This window comes from Streptomyces sp. NPDC059499, from assembly GCF_042749285.1.
GTDB lineage: Bacteria > Actinomycetota > Actinomycetes > Streptomycetales > Streptomycetaceae > Streptomyces.
Genome location: NZ_JBHYTT010000027.1, coordinates 53,273 through 73,550 on the forward strand (window position 1 = coordinate 53,273; position 20,278 = coordinate 73,550).

General features: G+C 71.1%; 14 protein-coding genes. 8 read left to right on the forward strand and 6 right to left on the reverse strand.

Annotated features, from left to right (window positions below):
• Window positions 1–7: 7 nt before the first annotated feature.
• Complete coding sequence (locus ACFW9O_RS35650; RefSeq protein WP_384615236.1) at window positions 8–4,729, forward strand: hypothetical protein; 4,722 nt, start codon at window positions 8–10, stop codon at window positions 4,727–4,729.
• Between the two features lie 91 nt (window positions 4,730–4,820).
• Here the strand turns inward: ACFW9O_RS35650 and ACFW9O_RS35655 are convergent, their stop codons facing one another.
• On the reverse strand, window positions 4,821–5,273 hold the full coding sequence (locus tag ACFW9O_RS35655) for a hypothetical protein (protein ID WP_384615238.1): 453 nt from the start codon (window positions 5,271–5,273) through the stop codon (window positions 4,821–4,823).
• A gap of 477 nt (window positions 5,274–5,750) precedes the next feature.
• On the opposite strand from ACFW9O_RS35655, the gene ACFW9O_RS35660 reads away from it, so the two are divergent.
• The 4 genes from ACFW9O_RS35660 to ACFW9O_RS35675 are packed head-to-tail and all read left to right on the forward strand — an operon-like array spanning window position 5,751 to window position 10,022.
• A complete protein-coding gene (locus tag ACFW9O_RS35660; RefSeq protein WP_384615240.1) occupies window positions 5,751–8,555 on the forward strand; it encodes a nitrate- and nitrite sensing domain-containing protein in 2,805 nt (934 codons plus the stop codon).
• On the forward strand, window positions 8,552–8,995 hold the full coding sequence (locus tag ACFW9O_RS35665) for a roadblock/LC7 domain-containing protein (protein WP_329213100.1): 444 nt from the start codon (window positions 8,552–8,554) through the stop codon (window positions 8,993–8,995). Before ACFW9O_RS35660 ends, ACFW9O_RS35665 begins: the two co-directional genes overlap by 4 nt.
• A 9-nt stretch (window positions 8,996–9,004) precedes the next feature.
• Window positions 9,005–9,436, forward strand: a complete 432-nt coding sequence (locus tag ACFW9O_RS35670) for a DUF742 domain-containing protein (protein ID WP_351173451.1) — start codon at window positions 9,005–9,007, stop codon at window positions 9,434–9,436.
• Complete coding sequence (locus tag ACFW9O_RS35675) at window positions 9,417–10,022, forward strand: ATP/GTP-binding protein (protein WP_384615242.1); 606 nt, start codon at window positions 9,417–9,419, stop codon at window positions 10,020–10,022. Before ACFW9O_RS35670 ends, ACFW9O_RS35675 begins: the two co-directional genes overlap by 20 nt.
• Before the next feature lie 141 nt (window positions 10,023–10,163).
• Here the strand turns inward: ACFW9O_RS35675 and ACFW9O_RS35680 are convergent, their stop codons facing one another.
• Both ACFW9O_RS35680 and ACFW9O_RS35685 read right to left on the reverse strand, forming a co-directional pair.
• Window positions 10,164–10,511, reverse strand: coding sequence for an Mpo1-like protein (locus tag ACFW9O_RS35680; RefSeq protein ID WP_384615244.1), 348 nt, complete (start codon window positions 10,509–10,511; stop codon window positions 10,164–10,166).
• A gap of 122 nt (window positions 10,512–10,633) precedes the next feature.
• Window positions 10,634–11,440, reverse strand: coding sequence for a M15 family metallopeptidase (locus ACFW9O_RS35685; protein ID WP_384615246.1), 807 nt, complete (start codon window positions 11,438–11,440; stop codon window positions 10,634–10,636).
• A gap of 6 nt (window positions 11,441–11,446) precedes the next feature.
• Between ACFW9O_RS35685 and ACFW9O_RS35690 the strand changes: the two genes are divergently transcribed.
• On the forward strand, window positions 11,447–12,022 hold the full coding sequence (locus tag ACFW9O_RS35690; protein WP_384615258.1) for an NUDIX domain-containing protein: 576 nt from the start codon (window positions 11,447–11,449) through the stop codon (window positions 12,020–12,022).
• Here the strand turns inward: ACFW9O_RS35690 and ACFW9O_RS35695 are convergent.
• Window positions 12,010–14,391: a glycoside hydrolase family 31 protein gene (locus ACFW9O_RS35695; RefSeq protein ID WP_384615248.1), complete on the reverse strand. Its 2,382-nt coding sequence runs from the start codon at window positions 14,389–14,391 to the stop codon at window positions 12,010–12,012. The genes ACFW9O_RS35690 and ACFW9O_RS35695 overlap by 13 nt on opposite strands.
• Window positions 14,392–14,613: 222 nt before the next feature.
• On the opposite strand from ACFW9O_RS35695, the gene ACFW9O_RS35700 reads away from it, so the two are divergent.
• Together ACFW9O_RS35700 and ACFW9O_RS35705 are read left to right on the forward strand one after the other, a co-directional pair.
• Entirely contained in the window at window positions 14,614–16,590 is a 1,977-nt protein-coding gene (locus ACFW9O_RS35700) for an acetoacetate--CoA ligase (protein ID WP_384615250.1), read from the forward strand.
• Window positions 16,591–16,668: 78 nt separating this feature from the next.
• Window positions 16,669–17,583: a hypothetical protein gene (locus ACFW9O_RS35705; protein WP_384615252.1), complete on the forward strand. Its 915-nt coding sequence runs from the start codon at window positions 16,669–16,671 to the stop codon at window positions 17,581–17,583.
• 72 nt (window positions 17,584–17,655) lie between these two features.
• On the opposite strand, the gene ptsP is transcribed toward ACFW9O_RS35705, so the two are convergent.
• Window positions 17,656–19,326 carry a phosphoenolpyruvate--protein phosphotransferase gene (gene ptsP, locus ACFW9O_RS35710; RefSeq protein WP_351173474.1) on the reverse strand — a complete coding sequence of 557 codons (1,671 nt, stop codon included), beginning with the start codon at window positions 19,324–19,326 and terminating at the stop codon, window positions 17,656–17,658.
• Window positions 19,327–19,400: 74 nt separating this feature from the next.
• Window positions 19,401–19,850, reverse strand: a complete 450-nt coding sequence (locus tag ACFW9O_RS35715) for a PTS glucose transporter subunit IIA (protein ID WP_384615254.1) — start codon at window positions 19,848–19,850, stop codon at window positions 19,401–19,403.
• Window positions 19,851–20,278 lie beyond the last annotated feature (428 nt).

Here is a 20,278-nt window from a genome sequence, read left to right on the forward strand (position 1 = left end):
CGCCGCCATGTACGAGTTGTCCCGGGTCCGCCTCTACTCCATCGGGCCTGCCGGTGCGCGCTACGCCGACACCGTGCTCGACCTGCGCGGTGTCGGTCAGCCCGTACCCAACCCCGCACCGGCCCAGGCGGAGTTCTTCGAGGACGAGCCGGTGGGCCCGCCGCGCCGCCCCGCACCCGCCGGTGTGCTCTTCCTGGAGAACGGCGGCGGAAAGTCCGTCCTGCTCAAGCTGATCTTCTCGGTCATGCTGCCCGGGCACCGCAACACCCTCGGCGGCGCGAGCTCGGGTGTGCTGCGCAAGTTCCTGCTCGCCGACGACTGCGGGCATGTAGCCCTCGAGTGGCAGCACACGCTCACCGGCGAATGCGTGGTCGTCGGCAAGGTCAGCGAGTGGCGCGGACGTCAGGTGTCCAACGACCCGCGCAAGTTCGCCGAAGCCTGGTACTCCTTCCGCCCCGGGCCGGGACTCAGCCTCGACAGCCTCCCCGTGGCCGAGGCCACCTCCGTGGGCCGCCCGGCCGAAGGTGTCTCCGGCGCCCGGGGCAGGCGCCGCACCATGAAGGGCTTCCGGGACGCCCTCACGGACGCGGGCAAGTTCTACCAGCACCTCGACGTGTACTGGGAAGAGATCCACGACCGGTGGAACGAGCACCTCGGTGAGCTGGGGCTCGACCCCGAACTCTTCCGCTACCAGCGCGAGATGAACTCGGACGAGGGCGAGGCAGCCGGTCTGTTCGCCGTCAAGAAGGACTCCGACTTCACCGACCTCCTGCTGCGGGCCGTCACCGACACCCGCGACACCGACGGTCTCGCCGACCTCGTCAGCGGCTTCGGCAACAAGCTGGGCCGGCGCGCCGAGCTCACCGCCGAGCGCGATTTCACCGCGGGATCCGTCGACCTGCTGGGCCGGATCGTCGAGGCCACCGCGACCAGGGCCCGCAGCCGCGACATCCACGCCGGCGCCGAGCGCCGCACCCGCACCCTCGCCCGCAGGCTGTCCACCCGCGCAGCCGAGGAGCGGGGCCGCACCGCGGAGCTCGCGGAGCAGGTCACAGCCGCCGCCCACACCGTCACGGCGGCGGAGACCGCCCGGGGCCACCGGGACCTGATCGCGGCGGAGCTTGCCTACCGGCACGCCTCACTGGCCCTGGCCGCGGCGGAGAAGGGCGCGGCGGCCCAGCGCCGAGAGCTGGGCGACGCCCGTACGCTGCACGCCGCCTGGCAGGCAGCCGAGGCGGTCCTGCGCCATCGCGCGGCAGCCGACCGCTCCGCCCGTGTCGCCGTAGCCATCCGGGAGGCGGAACGGGACGCCGCCCCGGCCCTCGCCGCACGCGCCACAGCAGCCGCGGACCTGGTGCGCGCCCTGCACACGGCGGCCGAGGCGGGCGAGAGCGTCGCCAACGAGGAGGAGGAGCGCTCCGCCGCCCTCCAGTCCACCGGCGAGACGGCTCACCGCGATGCCACCACCGCGGCCACGGAGGCCCAGCGCGCCCGCAGCGAGGCCGGACACCTGCGCCAGCGCCTCGCCGAGGTCGAACAGGAGACGGCCGAAGCCGTACGGGCGGGCTGGCTCGACAACACCGCGCCAGACGCCGACCCCGCCCGCGCCGCGCTCGCCGCGAGCGATGCCGAACAGACCGCCGTCGCCGCCTGGGACACCGCCAGGGAGGCCGCCCGGGCCACGGCCGACCACGCCCGGGAGGCGGCGGCGACCGAGAGCCGCGCCGAGCTCGCCGCGGCAAGGGCCGCGGACGGCGCGCAAGCTGCCGAACAGTCGTACGAGGCCGAGCGCAGGGCCGCCGAGTCGATCGCGGCCGACCACCGCCTCGCCGACCTGCTGGGACTGCCGACGACGAGCGGCAGCGGCGTACCCCGCCCCCGCCGGGGCGCCGCAGAACCGCAAGGGGAGAGCGCCCCCGGGACCGACGGACCCGCTTCCCGGGACGGGCAGTCTCTCAGCGCCGAGGAGTTCGACAGCAGCGCCGACGAACTGCGTGAGCTCCTCGACCAGGGCGTCGCCTCCGCCGAGCGCAGGCTCTTCGACCTGCGTACCGCCGCCGCCGACGACGCGCGCATCCTGGGCGCGCTCGGCGACGGAGGACTGCTGCCGCCCGGCCCCGACGTCCTCGCCACCGTCGAGTATCTCGGTGAGCACGGCATCCCGGCCCTGCCCGGCTGGCGCTACCTCGCCCAGGCCGTCGACCCCGCCGACCACGCCGCGGTGCTCTCCGCACGCCCCGAGCTCGTCGACGGCGTCGTCATCACCGACCCGGACTCCCACGCACGCGCCCGGGAGGTGCTCGGCACCGCGGCCCTGCTGCCCCGCTCCGCCGTCGCGGTCGGCACCACCGCGGCACTCCTCGCACCCGTCCCGGCGCCCGGCGCGGGCACGGACGGAGCGGACGAGGTCTTCCTCGTCCCGCCGAACCCGGCCATGCACGACGAGCACGCGGCGGACGAGGAACGGCAGGCGCTCAGGACCCGGGCCGCAGCCCGCGACGAGGACATCAGGATCCTGGCGGCACGGCTCACCGCAGACCGCTCCCTCGCCGCCCGTATCGGCTCGTGGCGCTCCGACTGCCCGCCCGGCATGCTCGGCGAGCTCGGCGATGCGGCCCGTACCGCGCGCACCGCCGCCGAGACGGCCGAGGCCGTACTCGCCGAGGCGCGCACCGTCCGCGCCGAGGCCGACGAAGCCGCCGCCGACGCCGCACGCGTCCGCGAGGAGCGGCAGGAGACCGCCCAGCGCGCCCGCCGTGCTGCCGACGCCCTCGCCGGCCTGGCCCACCGTCTGCGCGAGCGGTCGGCCTGGCAGGCTCGGCTCCGTGAACTGACCGACGAAGCAGCCGAATCCGAAGCACGGGCCACGGTCTGCCTGGAGCGGGCGCGTGCCGCGGACGAGGACCGCAGGGCCGCCCAGCGCGCCGCGGACGACGCCCGACGCACCGCCCGGGCCCTGCGCGCCGAACGCGCAGAGATCGCGGGCGCGCCCGAAACCCTGCCCGAACAGGCCGCCGGCACCGCCCGCACCTCCCTCCCCGCCCTGCGCGAGGCGTACCGGGCCGCATCCCAGCTGTACGAGAAGGTGGGTGTCGGCGCCGACCTGCGCGCCGAGCAGGCCCGCGCCGAGAGCGACGAGAGTGCCTCCGTCTCGGAGCTCGACCGCCTCTCCAACAAGGTCCGTACCCGTGCCGCCCAGCTCCTCGAAGGCACCGACGGCGCCGACGGCCCCTCACGGCAGGCCGCGGCCGCCCGCGCCGAGTCCCTCGTGCAGCTCCTGGAGACCAGGGCGTCCACGGCCAGCGAGCAGCTCGGCAGGCTGCGGGGCGAGGCGGAACGGCTCGCCCCGGCCGACGACGAGGCACGCCACACCGAGCTTTCCGAGGACCTCTCCCCGGCCGACGCGGAGCAGGCCCAGACCCTCTTCCGCACGGCGACGGCCGAACTGGCCACCGCCACCGCGGCCCTGGACACCGCCCGTGCCACCCACGCCGAACTGCTGCGCGCCCACCGCGTCGCGGAGGACTCGGCGAGCGGCTTCGACGAGACGGCGGCGCTCCTGCGCGACCTGCTCAGGGACCACGGCGCGGACGACGAAGGCGACGCCCCGAGCCCGTACCCCGGCACCCTCGAGGAGGCCAGGCAGTCCGCCGCCGAGGCCCGGCGCTCACTGCGCGGCTGTGCCACCGACCTGTCGGCGGCCGAGAGTTCGGTACGGGAAGCGAGCGACGTGCTCGTACGGCACGCCAATTCCACCCGCTACGAGCAGGTCCGCACACCCGCCCGGCAACAGATCCGTGAGCTACCGGCCGTAGCCCTCCCCGACCACGCGGAGAAGTGGGCCGCCGCCTTCGCCCCCCGGCTACGGGTGCTCACCGACGAGCTCGCCCAGCTGGAGCGCAACCGCGACTCCATCGTCGACCGGCTCCGCGGTCTCGTGGACTCCGCCCTCACGACCCTTCGCTCCGCCCAGCGGCTCTCCCAGCTTCCCGAAGGGCTCGGGGAGTGGTCCGGCCAGGAGTTCCTCCGGATCCGCTTCGAGGAACCCGACCAAGCCACCCTCAGCGAGCGGCTCGGAGAGGTCATCGACGAAGCAACGCACGCCGCGCTCAAGAAGAACTCCGACCTGCGCCGGGACGGCATGTCCCTGCTGCTGCGGGGAGTCCAGGCGGCGCTGCGGCCCAAGGGCATCGCCGTGGAGATCCTCAAGCCGGACGCGGTGCTGCGCGCCGAGCGGGTCCCGGTCGGGCAGATGGGCGATGTCTTCTCGGGCGGTCAGCTGCTGACGGCGGCGATCGCCCTGTACTGCACGATGGCGGCCCTGCGCAGCAACGACCGGGGCCGCGACCGTCATCGCCACGCGGGCACCCTCTTCCTCGACAATCCCATCGGCCGGGCCAACGCCACGTACCTGCTGGAACTCCAGCGTGCCGTCTCCGACGCACTGGGGGTTCAGCTCCTCTACACGACCGGGTTGTTCGACACCACGGCGCTCGCCGAATTCCCGCTGGTCATCCGGCTCCGCAACGACGCGGATCTGCGCGCGGGACTGAAGTACATCAGCGTGGAGGAGCACCTGAGGCCGGGACTGCCGCAGCAGGACCCGGCGGAGGAGACCGTCCACGGAGAGATCACGGCGACCCGCATGTTCAAGCGCAGCGAACAGACGCCGAACGCCCCGGCCGGGGCACCGGTTCCGGAGATGCGGTCGGAGACGACTCTTCGCTGAGGCTGTCCCGGAGGGCCTCTCGAACCGAGAGGCCCTCTTTGACTGTCCGAGGGGCACCGGATCGCCGGCCACCGCGCCGGAGCGCAGGCCGTCAGGCTCTGGAGAGCCCGCCTGTGCCCCGGCGCCGTATCCGGGTGGCCTTGCGCGTCTGCGCCCTGGCCGTGCGCCGGGCGCGGCGCCGCTCACGCCGCATGCGACGCGCGGTGCTGGACGGCACGGACACCACGCCGTTGCGCTGGTTCCACACCTGCCGGGTCACCCACACATCCAGCACCGACCATGTCGCGACGACCGTGCTGCCCACACCGCTGAGCACCATCGGGAAGGCGAGCCACGATCCGGTGAGGGTGCACAGGAAGGCCACCATGGCCTGAATGATCGTCAGCGACATTATGAGGACGGCCCGCACAGCGGCCGTCCGCACCGGATCAGGCATCCGCCGTCTCAGTGCGGGTTCCTCCACCCACAGCTGCTGCCGCGGAATCCTCGCCGGCCCGGTCGCCTCCGCAGCCGACGCCGTGACCCGACGCTCTTCCGTGTCCAAGAAACCTTCAACTCCCCACCGCTGTCCGACTTCAGGGTGGCTGCCCGGCTTGCGCCCGTTCTACGCGGGCGGACCCTGCCGCTCTGCCACGCCTGCCCCGTAATGTTCTCCTGCCCCGTACAGGTGGACGAATGCCGAGCCGGGAAGATTCCCGCAGAACATCCTCAATCGGCCCCGTACGGTCGCGGAACGAAGAGTTCCAGCCAACTGCCTGAAGTGACTCCGTGGCCTGTGGGCAGACTTTCTCTGTCGCTTTCGCGAATTTCATCTCAGGGAATACCCGGACAACTCGTGATCAACGAGGGGGAGGGCGGCCGAAAATCGTACGGACACGCCTTCGAGTTGTCCGCTTGTCAGTAGTAGGCTCGCGCCGTTTGTTGACGGAACACCGACGTACCTCCGGCGGACCACCACCGGAACACCGGAACGACACCGACACAACCACCCCCGCAGAGCGGGGTCGAGCTGGGGGAGGCCATGCGCTTTCGCGGGAAGTCCATCCGCAGGAAGATCGTGGCGTTGCTCCTGGTGCCGCTCGTCTCTCTCACGGGTCTCTGGGTCTTCGCCACCTACATCACCGGCCGCGAAGCGGGCGAACTGATGGGTGCGAGCGCCATCGTGGAGAAGGTCGGCCATCCCCTGGAGGACACCGTCCGTGCCGTCCAGGGCGAACGCCGACAGACGCTGGTCTTCCTCGCCGACCCCCGGGCTTCCGACGCCCTGCCGATCCTGCGCCGTCAACGTGCCGCGACCGACCGGGTCGTGGCGGACGTCAGGAGGAGCGCACAGCAGGAGGCCGTCCGCGACGCGCTGAGCGAGGACGCGGAGACGCAGCTCGACTCGATCCTCAGCGAGGTCGACGGCCTGGACTCGCTGCGTGCGTCCGTCGAGAAGCGCACCATCGACCGTACCCGTGCCCTCGACTTCTACAACGGTCTCGTCGACCCCTGCTACCGCTTCCTCAACGGACTCCACACCATGGAGAACGTATCGATGGACAAGCAGGTCCGGGCGCTGGTCGGCATCTCCCGGGCGCGCGAGATGCTCTCCCGTGAGGACGCGCTGATCGCCTCGGGCCTCATCGCGGGACGCCTGGGCGCCCCCGAGCTGCGCGCGATCTCCGACCTCGCCGCCAGCCGCACACTCCTGTACGAGGTCAACCTCGAACTGCTGCCCGAGGCCGAGAGCCGGCGCATGGAGCAGTACTGGGGAAGCCCCGACACCGAACCGCTGCGTACGACCGAGCAACGGCTCATCGCCGCAGGACCGTTCAAGAAGCCCGGCGCCGTCGACGCGGCGCGCTGGCAGGAAGTGGCCCCACCGGTCCTCGAACACCTGGCCAACGACAGCACGGAGATGGCCAACCGCTTCCAGGACCGCGCCGAACCGGCCGGATACCGGGTCCTCGCACAGGCAGGCGTCGCCGGTGTCCTCGGATTCGTCGCCCTGCTCGTCTCCGTCTTCGTCTCGGTCCGCATCGGACGCGAGCTCGTCCGCGACCTCTCCCGGCTGCGCAAGGACGCCCACGAGGTGTCCGGCGTACGACTGCCCAGCGTGATGCGGCGGCTGGCCGCGGGCGAACAGGTCGACGTCGAGACCGAGGCCCCGCACCTCCAGTACGAACGGGATGAGATCGGCCAGGTCGGCCAGGCGCTCAACACGCTCCAGCGGGCCGCCGTCGAAGCCGCGGTCAAGCAGGCGGACATGCGCCGCGGCGTCTCCGAGGTCTTCGTCAATCTCGCACGGCGCAACCAGGTGCTCCTGCACCGCCAGCTGACGCTCCTGGACACCATGGAGCGCCGCACCGAGAACAGCGACGAGCTCTCCGATCTCTTCCGCCTCGACCACCTCACCACCCGCATGCGGCGCCACGCGGAAGGGCTCGTGATCCTCTCCGGGGCAGCCCCGTCCCGGCAGTGGCGCAAGCCCATCCAGCTGATGGACGTGGTACGGGCGGCGGTCGCCGAGGTCGAGGACTACGAACGGATCGAGGTACGGCGCCTCGCCCGTATCGGCGTGGGCGGCCCCGCCGTGGCCGACCTCACCCACCTGATCGCCGAACTCCTCGAAAACGCCACCGTGTTCTCGCCCCCGCACACCGCTGTCCAGGTGCACGGCGAACGCGTGGCCAACGGCTTCACGCTCGAGATCCACGACCGCGGCCTCGGCATGGCGCCGGAGGTCCTCCTCGACGCCAACCTGCGGCTTGCCGAGACCCCCGACTTCGAGCTCTCCGACACCGACCGGCTCGGCCTCTTCGTGGTCAGCCGGCTCGCCCAGCGGCAGAACGTCAGGGTGTCTCTGCAGACATCGCCCTACGGGGGGACGACCGCGATCGTCTTCATCCCGGCCCAACTGCTCACCGACGCACCCGACACCCATGGCACGGGCTTCCGCCTCGACCGCCGGGCCGAGAAGGCGATCGGCAGCGGCCGGCCGGGCAGCAGCGTGCCCGGCAGCGACAAGGCCCGCAGGGACGGGCTTGCGGACGTGACCACCACGACCAGGCCCGCCGGGCTCTCCCCGGTCCCCACCGGTCTCAGCGACCCGTCCGCCCTCGACGGCCCCGTGGAGCTCGAAAGCCCGGTAGGGGCGCTGGAGTTCACCGACGACCAGGCACTCGACCCGGCGCTCGCGCCCGTCCTCGACGGCGTCTCCGACCTCGAGGACACGGAGAGCGAGCGCGGCGGCATCTTCCGCGCCCGCGATCTGCGCCGGGACACCGACCGTGAGCAGCACCAGCAGGCGTTCGACCCGTCCGACGGGCGCTCCGGAGCCGTCCGCCCGATGCGTCCCGCAGGGCCCGTACCGCTGCCGCGCCGCAAGCCGCCGACCCTGGTCACCGACCACGGCCGCCGGGTCGGCGAACCGGACCCGGACCCCTCGGCGGCACCGGACGACCCCCCGGTCGCGCCGGACGCCGCGGCCTTCCCGGCCGCTCCCGGGACAGGCACCGTCCCGGCGGCCGGCCGGCGGGCCCCCTTCCCGTCACAGCGCAGCTCCAGTGCGCGGCCGTCCGCACCGGACACCGCGGGAGGTCTGCCGCGCAGGGTCCGGCAGGCCAGCCTCGCCCCTCAGCTCCGGGAGGACTCCGCCGGCCGGACTCCCGGCCACGCCCCCGCAGACACCGTCGACGACCTCGAACGTGACGCGGACGAAGTACGCAATCGCATGGCTTCGCTTCAACGCGGCTGGCAGCGCGGCCGTCGGCAGAACGCCGAGGACGTGACCGGCCACGGCGAGACAGCACCAGGAACCACTCCGGGAGGGGACGGTCGATGACCGCACCGAACGCCGCAGCACACAACGCCTCACGCCAGGGCTCCGGCGAACTCAACTGGCTGCTCGACGAACTCGTCGAGCGCGTCGCGAGCATCCGTAAGGCGCTGGTGCTCTCCAGTGACGGCCTGGCCACCGGCACGTCCAAGGACCTGACCCGCGAGGACAGCGAACACCTGGCAGCCGTGGCGTCCGGATTCCACAGCCTCGCCAAGGGCGTGGGCCGGCACTTCGACGCGGGCCGGGTCCGGCAGACCGTCGTCGAACTCGACGACGCCTTCCTCTTCGTCACCGCGGCCGGCGACGGCAGCTGTCTCGCCGTCCTCTCCGACTCGGACTCGGACGTCGGTCAGGTGGCGTACGAGATGACACTCATGGTCAAGCGCGTGGGGGTCCACCTGGCCAACGCCCCCCGGACGACCGGTCTCCCCGCCGGCGGGTGAGCGGACGGCATGAGCGCCGACTCCGACCGGGGCACCGCCCCCGGATCAGCACCCACCGACGCGGGCTCCTCACGCTGGTACGACGCCGAAGCAGGCCCGGTCGTCCGTCCCTACGCGATGACCCGTGGGCGTACCAGCAGTGCGTCCCGTCACCGTCTCGACCTGATCGCGATCGTCGTCCCCGAACCCGCGGCCGATGATCCGGGCCGTGATCAGACGCTCTCCCCGGAACACGTGGAGATCGTCGAACTGTGCAGCGACATGCCCCAGTCCATCGCCGAGCTCGCCTCCGGACTGGACCTCCCCGTCGGGGTGGTCCGGGTCCTGGTCGGCGATCTCGTCGAGGACGAACTGGTGCATGTCACCCGTCCCGTTCCGCCGGCCGAGCTGCCGGACGTGAACATTCTTCGCGAGGTGATCAATGGCCTTCGGGCGCTCTAGCCGCAGAAAGCGGCCCGTTGAGCCCGTTACCCTGAAAATCCTGGTGGCGGGCGGATTCGGCGTGGGCAAGACGACCCTGGTGGGGGCGGTCAGCGAGATCAGACCGCTGCGTACGGAGGAGAGGCTGAGCGAGGCGGGCCGCCCCGTCGACGACCTTGCCGGTGTCGAGGGCAAGAGCACCACCACGGTGGCCATGGACTTCGGGCGGATCACCCTGCGCGAGGACCTGGTCCTCTATCTGTTCGGGACGCCCGGACAGGACCGGTTCTGGTTCCTGTGGGACGAGCTGGCCCAGGGTGCGCTGGGGGCGGTCGTCCTCGCGGACACCCGTCGGCTGGAGGACTGCTTCGCGGCGGTCGACTACTTCGAGCGCCGCGAGATCCCGTTCACCGTCGCGGTCAACCTCTTCGAGGGGGCCGAACAGTTCCCCGACGAAGCGGTGCGAACGGCACTCGACCTCGACCCCGAGGTACCGGTTCTCGTATGCGACGCGCGCGACCGGGCGTCCGTACGGGACGTGCTGGTCGCCGTCGTCGAACACGCGATGGCGCGGGCCGACCGGCTCCGGGAACCTGCCGCGACCTGACAGTCCGGCGACAGCACTGAACGCGGCCCGTACCCCCGCCGACCGGGGTACGGGCCGCGCGTACGGTGCTGGCCAGCAGCGGCCGTGGGAGGAGTCTTCACCTGCCGTGACGGACCGTCAACCCCCGTGCGCACCCTGCTGTCAGGGGTTCTCGGCGAGCCACTTGGCGGCGGTCTCGGCCAGCTCCCCGTCCCGTCCGGCGAGCATCATGCGGATCATCTGCACATCGCCGCGCAGCGACCATGCGGGGTGCCCGAACGTGGCGGGATTGTTCTTCTCGATGAGGAAGTGCGATGGCCAGGCGGTGCCGTACCCGATCAGGGGCAACGCCGCGAGGTAGCGCTTCCGGCCGCGCGCCAGTCCGTAGGCGGTGACGGCGAGACCGGTCAGTGTTCCGGTCAGATGGACCCACCTCGTCGCCGCTCTGGAGTGCATCGCGACGTAGTAGGGCCAGAACTCTTCGTACGAATTGAACGTCTGCTGTGACATAAAGGCACCGTAATGGCTCAGGTGGCAACCGGATACGGCAGTTCCGCGTCCGATAAGAAGAACGGGCGGCCGGAGCCCACGGGGGTGGTCCCGGTCGCCCGTTCTTCGCGCCGGCGCCGCTCTCAGTGGCCCGCGACGGACCGCCTGCTCACCGGGAAGTCGAAGTACGTGTCCGGGAAGACTTCGGGCTTGTAGGTGTAGTGCCACCACTCCTCGGCCAGGTTCACGAAACCGAGGCCGGTGAGCGTCTTCTTCAGGAACTGCCGGTTCGTGCGCTGTATCCCCTGCACCCTCGGGTCGTCCGTGTGCGACAAGGTGTCGAAACAGTCGTAACCCGTGCCCATGTCCACCGAGTTGTCGGGGAATCGCCCGTCCGCCGGTGCGTAGCACGGCGCCAGCCGCTCGCCCGGCACGTACGGCCTGGTCGGCAGGGCAGGCAGCTTCACCAGCGTCAGGTCGACCGTGCTGCCCCGGCTGTGCCCGGACTTCTCCGCGATGTAACCGTCCTCGAACAGACGGGTCTTGTCGACGAGCGGATAGAACTCGCCCTTCATGGTCTGGTCGTCGAGATCCTTCGCCCAGCGCACGAAGTGGTCCACCGCCCGCTGCGGCCGGTAGCAGTCGTACACCTTGAGCGAGTAACCCTGGCGCAGGAGGCTCCGCTGAGCCGTGCGCAGCGCCCGTGCCGCGGGCCGGGTCAGGATGCAGACGGGCTGCCGGTACCCCTCCACCCGCTCGCCCAGGAAGGTGTGCGCGGTGGTGTACCGCATCTCAGTGATGATCGTGGGATCGACGGATCGCAGGTCGACGAACTCCGGGGGAGCCTTGGGTTCGGGCTCGGCCCGGGCCACCGGAGCGGCAGCGGTCACGGCGAGCAGGGCGGCGGCAGCGGCGGCCGAAGCGCGGAGGGCGTGAGCAATTCCTGTCATGGGCACATCGTCTATCAGCTCCGGGGCCTCAGGAGAAGAGTGATCGGATACAGTCCGCCCGTGAAGGACTCCCACTGCAGCACCTGCGGAGCCCCGTACTCCGCGGCCCCGACGGTGCCCACCACCTGGCCACGCACCTGCCCCGCGTGCGGCGCCACCGCCTACCGCAACCCGCTGCCCGTCGCCGTCGCCCTCCTGCCGGTCACGGGCCCGCACGGCACCGGACTCGTCGTCATCACCCGCACCATCCCGCCGCAACTGGGCGGCATCGCCCTGCCCGGCGGGTACATCGACCACACCGAGGACTGGCGCGAGGCGGTCGTACGGGAACTGCGCGAGGAAACGGGGATCAAGGCCGACGGGACGGACGTACGGCTCGCCGACGCCCTGAGCTCCCCGGACGGCCATCTCCTCCTCTTCGGCCTGCTCCCGCCCCGCGCTGCCGCGGACCTGCCGCCGTCCGTGCCCACGGACGAGACCTCGGGGTTCAAGGTCCTGCAGACCCCCGCGGAGCTCGCCTTCCCGCTGCACACCCTGGCCGTACGCTCCTGGTTCGCCGGCAGCTACAGCTACAGCGACTGACCCGGGCCCGTGGGGGCGCGCAGCCCCCGCACGCGTACCGGATACGTCACCAGGTCCTCCTCACCGTCCCGTTCGACCACGACACGCCCGCCCGAGAGCCGAGACGTGAACCGCTCCACCTCGGACCGCGTCCACCCGTCGCCCACATCGCGCGCCACCAGCCCGCCACCCGTGCGCCCCGCCGCCGGGGCCCACACCTCCAGCTCCGTGCTTCCGTCCGCACCCCGCACCGGAAGCACCGCCCCGGCCCGCGCCAGAACCGGAATCCGTGACAACGGCGCGTCCAGCAGAACCTGTCCCGGCCCCTCGTACGCCTCCTCGGTCGCCGTGTCGTACCAGCGGCCCCGCGGCAGCCGAACCGCCCGGCGATCCGACCCGCACTCCAGCACCGGTGCCACGAGCAGCGCATCGCCCAGCAGGAACGCGTCCTCGCACTCCCGCAGCGCCCGGTCCCCGGAGGCCCCCCACCACAACGGCCGCACATACGGCGCACCCGTCAGCCGGGCCAGCTCCGCCAGCGTCACGAAGTACGGGCGCAGCCGCTCCCGTTCCTCCAGGGCGGCCCTCGCGCCACCGAGCACCTCGGGCCCGAACTCCCACGGCTCCCGCCGCCCCGCGTCGATGGCCGCATGGGTACGGAACAATGGCAGGTACGCGCCCAGTTGGAACCAGCGCAGATACAGCTCCGGCGACGGCGACCCGTCGAACCCGCCCACGTCCGGCCCCGAATACGGCACCCCGCAGAGTCCGAGACCCAGCACCAGGGCCAGCGAGGCACGCAGCCCGGGCCACTCCGTGGCCACATCACCGGACCAGGTGCCCCCGTACCGCTGCATCCCCGCCCAGCCGGAGCGGGAGAACAGGAACGGCCGCTCGTCGGGCCTCAGCCGGCGCAGCCCCTCGTACCCGGCCTGCGCCATGGTGAGGCCGTACACGTTGTGCGCCTCACGATGGTCACCGCCACGGCCCTCGAGCGCGTGCCGGGACGAACGCGGCAGCGAAGGGTCGCCGAAGGCCGTGAACGCCACCGGCTCGTTCATGTCGTGCCACACCCCGGAGAACCCCTGGGCGAGCCGCTCCTCGTACAGCGTCCCCCACCACTGCCTCACCTGCGGATCGGTGAAGTCCGGATAGACGCACTCACCCGGCCACACCTCACCGAGCACCCGGCGCCCCTGCGGATCCCGGACGAACGCACCCGCCGTGCCGACCTCCCGGCCGCTGTCGAAAACCCCGTTGCCCGGTGACGCCTTCACCGCCGGGTCGACGATCGACACCAGGCGCACCCCGTCCGCACGCAACTCCTTGGCCAGCCCGGGCAGATCGGGAAACCGCTCACGGTCGACCGTGAAGACCTGGTGCGCGTCGTAGTGATCGATGTCCAGGTGCACCGCCGACAGTGCGAGCCCCCGCTCCCGGTACCCCGCCACTATCCGCCGCACCTCGTCCTCGCTGCCGAACCCCCACCTGGAGTGCTGCGGACCCAACGCCCACGAGGGCGGCAGCGCGGGCGCACCGGTCAGCGCCGTCCAGCCCTGCAGCACCCTGGACGGCGTACCCGCCACCACCCAGCAGCGCAGCGGACCGCCCTCCATCCGCACCTCACACGTACCCGGCCGGTCATGCCCGGACCCCGCACCCTCCTCACCCTCCCGGAGGGTCACCCGGCCCGACCAGGTGTTGTCATGGAAGGCCAGATGCGTCCCCGCGTCCGACACCACGAACTGCACCGGCATCGTCAGATACAACGGATCGTCCGCGGGACCGAAGCGACCACCCGGATCGGTGTTCCACAGCCGGTACGTCCCCCCGCGCAGCCGCGGACCGCCCGCCCGCCCGCCGAGCCCGAAGAAGCGCGCGTCGGCAGGCACCTCGGAGCGCTGGACCCAACGCGCCGCACCCCCGCCCACCGGCTCCCACCACCTCGGCGGCAGCTCCCGGCGCAGCACCACACCGCCCGGCGTACGCAGCTCCACCGCCCCGTGCCGCGACACCGCCACCGTCAGCCGCTCCGACACCACCTGCCAGCCGCCGTCCTTGTCCGGCTCCAGCCCCGCCCGCGGATCCGGTTCCGGTGCCTCTCCCGGCAGCGCGTAGGACGGCATCGACTCCGCACCGTCCCAGGACCAGAACACCGCACCACCGACGGCCACACGGATGCGCAACTCCGAACGGGCGAATCTCACGACACCCCCGCCCGGTCCGGGCTCGGCCCCCACCAGAAGACCGGGGACCCGAGCCCGCTCCGGCCCCCGTGGCGGCAACGCCCGCGCGTCCGCCCGCCGTCGTCGCCAGGCGGAGCGCACCGCGCGCATGCCCTGCACAGAACCGACCATCTTCACCGAGCGCACCAGGTCACGACCATCCATGCAGGCCACCCTGCCACCCGGCCGACGGCGAACGGGGTCCGTTCAGCTTCCGTTCACCTGTGGCCTGACCACACTGCCGGGGCGGCAACCATGGCCGGGGGACCCTGGTGCGAAAGACGATCACATGGCATCGTCCGTGAATGCCGCTCACGCGCACACCCCAGCCCGTGCGCGCGACGCACGCACACCCCGCGTACCCGAGAAAGGCCAGGGAGCCACCCCATGACCTCAGAAGCCGGCGAAGCCCCCCTCTGGCAGCCCGACCCCGAACGCATCGAGGCCGCGGCCGTCACCCGCTTCCAGCGCTGGGCGGCAGAGCGGTACGGAGCGCCGGCCGACGGCGGCTACGAGGCCCTGCACCGCTGGTCGGTCGACGAGCTCGACAGCTTCTGGCAGGCAGTCACCGACTGGTTCGACGTTCGCTTCTCCACCCCGTACGAGACCGTCATCGGCGACCGCGCCATGCCCGGCGCCCAGTGGTTCCCCGGATCCACCCTCAACTACGCCGAACACGCGCTGCGTACCGCCGACGACCCCCTGCGCGCCGACGCCCCGGCACTGCTCCACGTCGACGAGACCCACACGCAGATCCCCGTCAGCTGGTCGTCGCTCCGCAGCCAGGTCGGCTCCCTCGCCGCCGAGCTGCGCGCCCTCGGTGTCACACCCGGCGACCGCGTCAGCGGGTACCTCCCCAACATTCCGCAGGCGGTCGTCGCCTTCCTCGCCACGGCTGCCGTCGGCGGGGTCTGGACCTCGTGCGCCCCCGACTTCGGTGCCCGCAGCGTCCTCGACCGCTTCCAGCAGGTCGAACCCGTCGTCCTGTTCACCGTCGACGGCTACCGCTACGGCGGCAAGGAGCACGACCGCACCGAGACCGTGGCGGAGCTCCGACGCGAGCTCCCCACCCTGCGCGCCGTCGTCCACATCCCGCTCCTCGGCACGGACGCGCCCGACGGAGCCCTCGAGTGGTCCGCGCTCACCGCCGCCGACGTCGAACCCGTCTTCGAGCAGGTCCCCTTCGAGCACCCGCTCTGGGTGCTGTACTCCTCCGGGACCACCGGACTTCCCAAGGCGATCGTCCAGTCCCAGGGCGGCATCCTCGTCGAACACCTCAAGCAGATCGGGCTGCACTGCGACCTCGGCCCCGACGACCGCTTCTTCTGGTACACCTCCACCGGCTGGATGATGTGGAACTTCCTCGTCTCCGGCCTGCTCACCGGCACCACCGTCGTGCTGTACGACGGAAGCCCCGGATACCCGGACGTCAGCGCCCAGTGGCGGGTCGCCGAACAGACCGGAGCGACGCTCTTCGGTACCTCCGCGGCCTACGTCATGGCCTGCCGCAAAGCCGAAATCCATCCGGGCCGCGACCACGACCTCAGCCGCGTCCAATGCGTCGCCACCACCGGCTCCCCGCTTCCGCCCGACGGTTTCCGCTGGCTCCACGACGAGGTGGCCGAGGACCTGTGGATCGCCTCCGTCAGCGGCGGCACCGACGTCTGCAGCTGCTTCGCGGGCGCGGTCCCCACCCTGCCGGTCCACATCGGCGAACTGCAGGCCCCCTGCCTCGGCACGGACCTCCAGGCATGGGACCCCGCAGGCAAGCCGCTGACCGGCGAGGTCGGCGAACTCGTCGTCACCAGCCCGATGCCCTCCATGCCGATCCACTTCTGGAACGACCCCGACGGCAGCCGCTACCACGACAGTTACTTCGACATGTACCCCGGCGTCTGGCGTCACGGCGACTGGATCACCCTCACCGGCCACGGCTCGGTCATCATCCACGGACGCTCCGACTCCACCCTCAACAGGCAGGGGGTGCGGATGGGATCCGCCGACATCTACGAAGCCGTTGAACGGCTCCCGGAGATCCGCGAGTCCCTCGTCATCGGCATCGAGGAGCCGGACGGGGGCTACTGGATGCCGCTCTTCGTCCACCTCGCCGAAGGCGCCGCGCTCGACGACGACCTCCGCAACAGCATCAAGCGGACGATCCGCGAGAACCTCTCACCACGCCACGTACCGGACGAGGTCATCGAGGTCCCCGGCATCCCGCACACCCTCACCGGCAAACGCATCGAGGTTCCGGTCAAGCGCCTCCTGCAGGGCACGGCCCTGTCCAAGGCGGTCAACCCCGGCTCCATCGACAACCTCGAACTTCTCCATTTCTACGAGAACCTCGCCCGCGAACGCCGCTGACCCGGTCACCGAGGGCACCGCTGTCAGTCCCCCTGATTACGCTGAGTGAGCATCGATCGACAGTGCACAGGGGGACTCATGGCGCACATCAAGCAGACGAAACGCACGCACCACCGCTCCGGCACATCCATGCGACGCGCGCTGCGCCGCGAAGCACCCAATACCGTCGGCCTCCTGGTCGACGCCGAGGACTTCGCGGCGATGCGTCACTACCGGAGCTTCACCTTCGACGATCACTCCGTCTATCTGCAGCAGGTCGAAGGCCTGCTCAAAACCCTCGCAGCGCAGGGAATGCACACCACGGTCGCCCTCTTCGACCCGGAGGACTACGCGGAGTTCTGCACCGACGGCGGCCTCGATCCGGACGACCGCACGAACCGCAGCCGCTTCACCGCCGAAATCGCCGCAGCCGGTGCCACCGTGGCCTATACCGGCCAGCCCATCGACGCCCTGATCCCGCAACTCGTCTCGCGCGCCGTCCGCCGGGCGACCTGGGAGTACGCCACCATGCTCCTGGCGGACCTCGGAGACTGCGCGGACTGCGGACAGGACATCGGCAGGGCCGCTTTCGACCGGGCCTCCCACCTGCTGTCGCGTCTGCTGGAGACAGCAGGACCGGGTACCCACCACACGGTCTGCAGCACACCCACGGAAAACGAACAGCTCCTCGCCGTGCTCCACACGACGAGGCACCCCGACGGTCCGGTGCAGCTCGAATCGTCGGAAGGGGCGGAGTTCGCCACCGTCCTCGCCGTCGGCATCGCACTGGAGACACGGGGAGGCGTGGTGCTGCGGACCAGCACCGCGGACACCCCGGACCGTGTGTACGGCTGGCGTCTGATCCGAGGCGGACTCGTCCCGCTCACCGCGGGCGAGGTCTTCAGCGCCTACTGCACCGACGCCGACACGGGCGAACCGGTCTCCCCGGAGTCGAACGTGGAGTACTGCGCCGGCTTCGACCTCGGCGCCGACGAGCCGGAGGAGCACCACTGACGGAAAGAACGAAGGGGTTCCCGCCTGCAGGGCGGGAACCCCTTCACAACCGACCGCGCGAGTCCGGCGACGTCACTCGCCCGACAGCACCGCCTGGGCCGCGACCCGTGCCTCTTCGGCGGAGTCCGTCGCACGAGCGGCGGAAGCGGCACGCTCGCACTGCGCGAGCGTGTACTTCGCGAGCGTGGCGCGCACATAGGGAATGGAAGCGGCACCCATGGACAGCGAGGTGACACCCAGACCGGTCAGGACGCAGGCAAGCAGCGGATCCGCGGCAGCTTCTCCGCAGACACCACAGCTCTTGCCCTCCGCGCGGGCCGCGTCGGCCGACAGCGCGACCAGATCCAGAAGCGCCGGCTGCCACGGGTCCTGCAGCCGGGACACGGCGCCCACCTGCCGGTCTGCCGCGAAGGTGTACTGCGCCAGGTCGTTGGTACCCAGCGACAGGAACTCCACCTCCTGCAGGATCGAACGAGCCCGCAGCGCGGCGGAGGGAATCTCCACCATCGCACCGAACTTCGCCTGCAGTCCGGCCTCACGGCACGCGTCCGCGAACGCCTTCGCGTCGGCACGGTCGGCCACCATCGGAGCCATGACCTCGAGGTAGACGGGCAGGCCCTCGACCGCCTTGGACAGGGCGGTCAGCTGCGTGCGCAGCACGTCGGGGTGGTCCAGCAGGCTGCGCAGCCCACGGACACCGAGCGCCGGGTTCGGCTCGTCCGCCGGGGTCAGGAAGTCCAGCGGCTTGTCCGCACCGGCGTCGAGCACCCGCACGACGACGCGCCCCTCGGGGAACGCCTCCAGTACGGCACGGTAGGCCGCGATCTGCTTCGCCTCGGTGGGCGCCTGCTTGCTGTCGTCCAGGAACAGGAACTCGGTACGGAACAGCCCGACGCCTTCGGCACCGGCCTCCACCGCCGCCGGCACATCGGCGGGACCGCCGACATTGGCGAGCAACGGGACCTTGTGACCGTCGGACGTGGCACCCGGACCTGTCGTGGCGGACAACGCGGCCTTGCGGGCCGCCGCGGCGCTCTCCATCGCCGTGCGCTTCTCTTCGCTCGGCTCGACGAAGACCTCACCGGTACTGCCGTCCACCGCGACGACGGTGCCTTCGGCGATCTCCCCGGCTCCCGGAAGAGCAACGACGGCCGGAACTCCGAGTGCGCGCGCCAGGATGGCGCTGTGACTCGTCGGACCGCCCTCCTCGGTGACGAACCCGAGCACCAGAGCCGGGTCCAGCAGCGCCGTGTCGGCCGGGGCCAGGTCGCGAGCAATCAGTACGTACGGCTCGTCGCTGTCCGGAACACCCGGCATCGGAACGCCGAGCAGCCGCGCAACGATCCGGTTCCGCACATCGTCGAGGTCCGCGACGCGGCCGGCCAGATACTCCCCGGCATTGGCCAGCAGAGCACGGTAGGAGGCGAACGCGTCGTAGACCCCGCGCTCCGCGGTGCTGCCGACCGCGATGCGGCGATCCACATCGGCCATGAGCTCCGGGTCCTGCGCCATCATGGCTTGGGCCTCGAGCACGTGCTGGGCCTCGCCGCCGGCCAGATTGCCTCGCGCGATCAGGTCGGCCGCGACAGCTTCCACGGCCTGGCGGGCGCGCCCCTGCTCGCGCTCGGCCTCCTCCGTAGGAATCTGTTTGGCGGGCGGTTCCAGTACCGCCGTACCCATGTGCCGAACTTCGCCGATCGCCACACCGTGGCTCACGCCGACGCCTCGCAGCGTTGTCTCCATTTCACCCGTCTCCGGTTGTGCGGCGGCTGTGCCACCGCGGTGAATACCCACTGGCAGTTGCTGCACCAAAGGTGTTACTGCCAGCCGAACAGTGCGTCTCCGACCTTCACGTCGCCGTCCTCGCGCACCTCGGAAAGGGATTCGGCGGTGGCCTCGAGTGCCACGATCGGGCAGATCGCCGACTTGCCGGCTGCCTCGACGGCGGCGGGGTCCCACCGCACGATGCCCTGACCACGGGCCACGGTGTCCCCCTTGTTGACGAGGAGCTCGAAGCCCTCGCCATTGAGCTGTACGGTGTCGATCCCGAGGTGGGTCAGTACCCCGTGTCCCTCGTCGTCCACCACGACAAAGGCGTGGGGGTGCAGGGAGACGACGATGCCGTCCACCGGAGAGACGGCCTCGGAGGGCTCGCGCACGGGGTCGATGGCGGTACCGGGACCAACCATGGCGCCGGAGAACACCGGGTCGGGAACCGCGGTGAGTCCGATCACGCGGCCGACAAGCGGGGACGTCACTGTGGTCATGGGGGGCCTCCCAGGGGTGGAGCTTCGTCTGTTGTCGCCGTACCGACTGATGGGGACGGCGTACTGATCAGCAGCGTAAGTCATATGAAGTCACGGTTCCGCCCGAGAGCTACCGGTTGACAGACCTAGGGGTACACCGCAGACGATTTGCCTCGCCCCACAGCGGCCTGTACTGTCGTGATCCTGCCTGGCCCCAACGCGACCTCAAGTCGGGGGCCGGCGGCGACTCTCAAACACCGCACTTCCAACCTGAGCCTCATTCTGCGTGTCTGCAGGAGCTGGTCAAGGAAATGGAAAACGGCTGATAGAGTCGGACTCGCCGGAAAGGGAAAGCGCGAAAGCGAAGAACTGGAAAGCGCAGTAACAATTCTCCTGCTTCGCAGGGGGCCCGCTTCGACCGGGAATCGGACACGAAAGAGTCTGATAGA

Excerpts from the sequence above, each read along its gene's own strand:
- ACFW9O_RS35685 (WP_384615246.1), bottom strand. The coding sequence starts at position 11,440 with ATGACAGGAATTGCTCACGCCCTCCGCGCTTCGGCCGCCGCTGCCGCC.
- ACFW9O_RS35670 (WP_351173451.1), top strand. The coding sequence starts at position 9,005 with ATGAGCGCCGACTCCGACCGGGGCACCGCCCCCGGATCAGCACCCACC.
- ACFW9O_RS35675 (WP_384615242.1), top strand. The coding sequence starts at position 9,417 with ATGGCCTTCGGGCGCTCTAGCCGCAGAAAGCGGCCCGTTGAGCCCGTT.
- ptsP (WP_351173474.1), bottom strand. The coding sequence starts at position 19,326 with ATGGAGACAACGCTGCGAGGCGTCGGCGTGAGCCACGGTGTGGCGATC.
- ACFW9O_RS35700 (WP_384615250.1), top strand. The coding sequence starts at position 14,614 with ATGACCTCAGAAGCCGGCGAAGCCCCCCTCTGGCAGCCCGACCCCGAA.
- ACFW9O_RS35665 (WP_329213100.1), top strand. The coding sequence starts at position 8,552 with ATGACCGCACCGAACGCCGCAGCACACAACGCCTCACGCCAGGGCTCC.
- ACFW9O_RS35695 (WP_384615248.1), bottom strand. The coding sequence starts at position 14,391 with ATGGATGGTCGTGACCTGGTGCGCTCGGTGAAGATGGTCGGTTCTGTG.
- ACFW9O_RS35705 (WP_384615252.1), top strand. The coding sequence starts at position 16,669 with ATGGCGCACATCAAGCAGACGAAACGCACGCACCACCGCTCCGGCACA.
- ACFW9O_RS35715 (WP_384615254.1), bottom strand. The coding sequence starts at position 19,850 with ATGACCACAGTGACGTCCCCGCTTGTCGGCCGCGTGATCGGACTCACC.
- ACFW9O_RS35650 (WP_384615236.1), top strand. The coding sequence starts at position 8 with ATGTACGAGTTGTCCCGGGTCCGCCTCTACTCCATCGGGCCTGCCGGT.
- ACFW9O_RS35680 (WP_384615244.1), bottom strand. The coding sequence starts at position 10,511 with ATGTCACAGCAGACGTTCAATTCGTACGAAGAGTTCTGGCCCTACTAC.
- ACFW9O_RS35660 (WP_384615240.1), top strand. The coding sequence starts at position 5,751 with ATGCGCTTTCGCGGGAAGTCCATCCGCAGGAAGATCGTGGCGTTGCTC.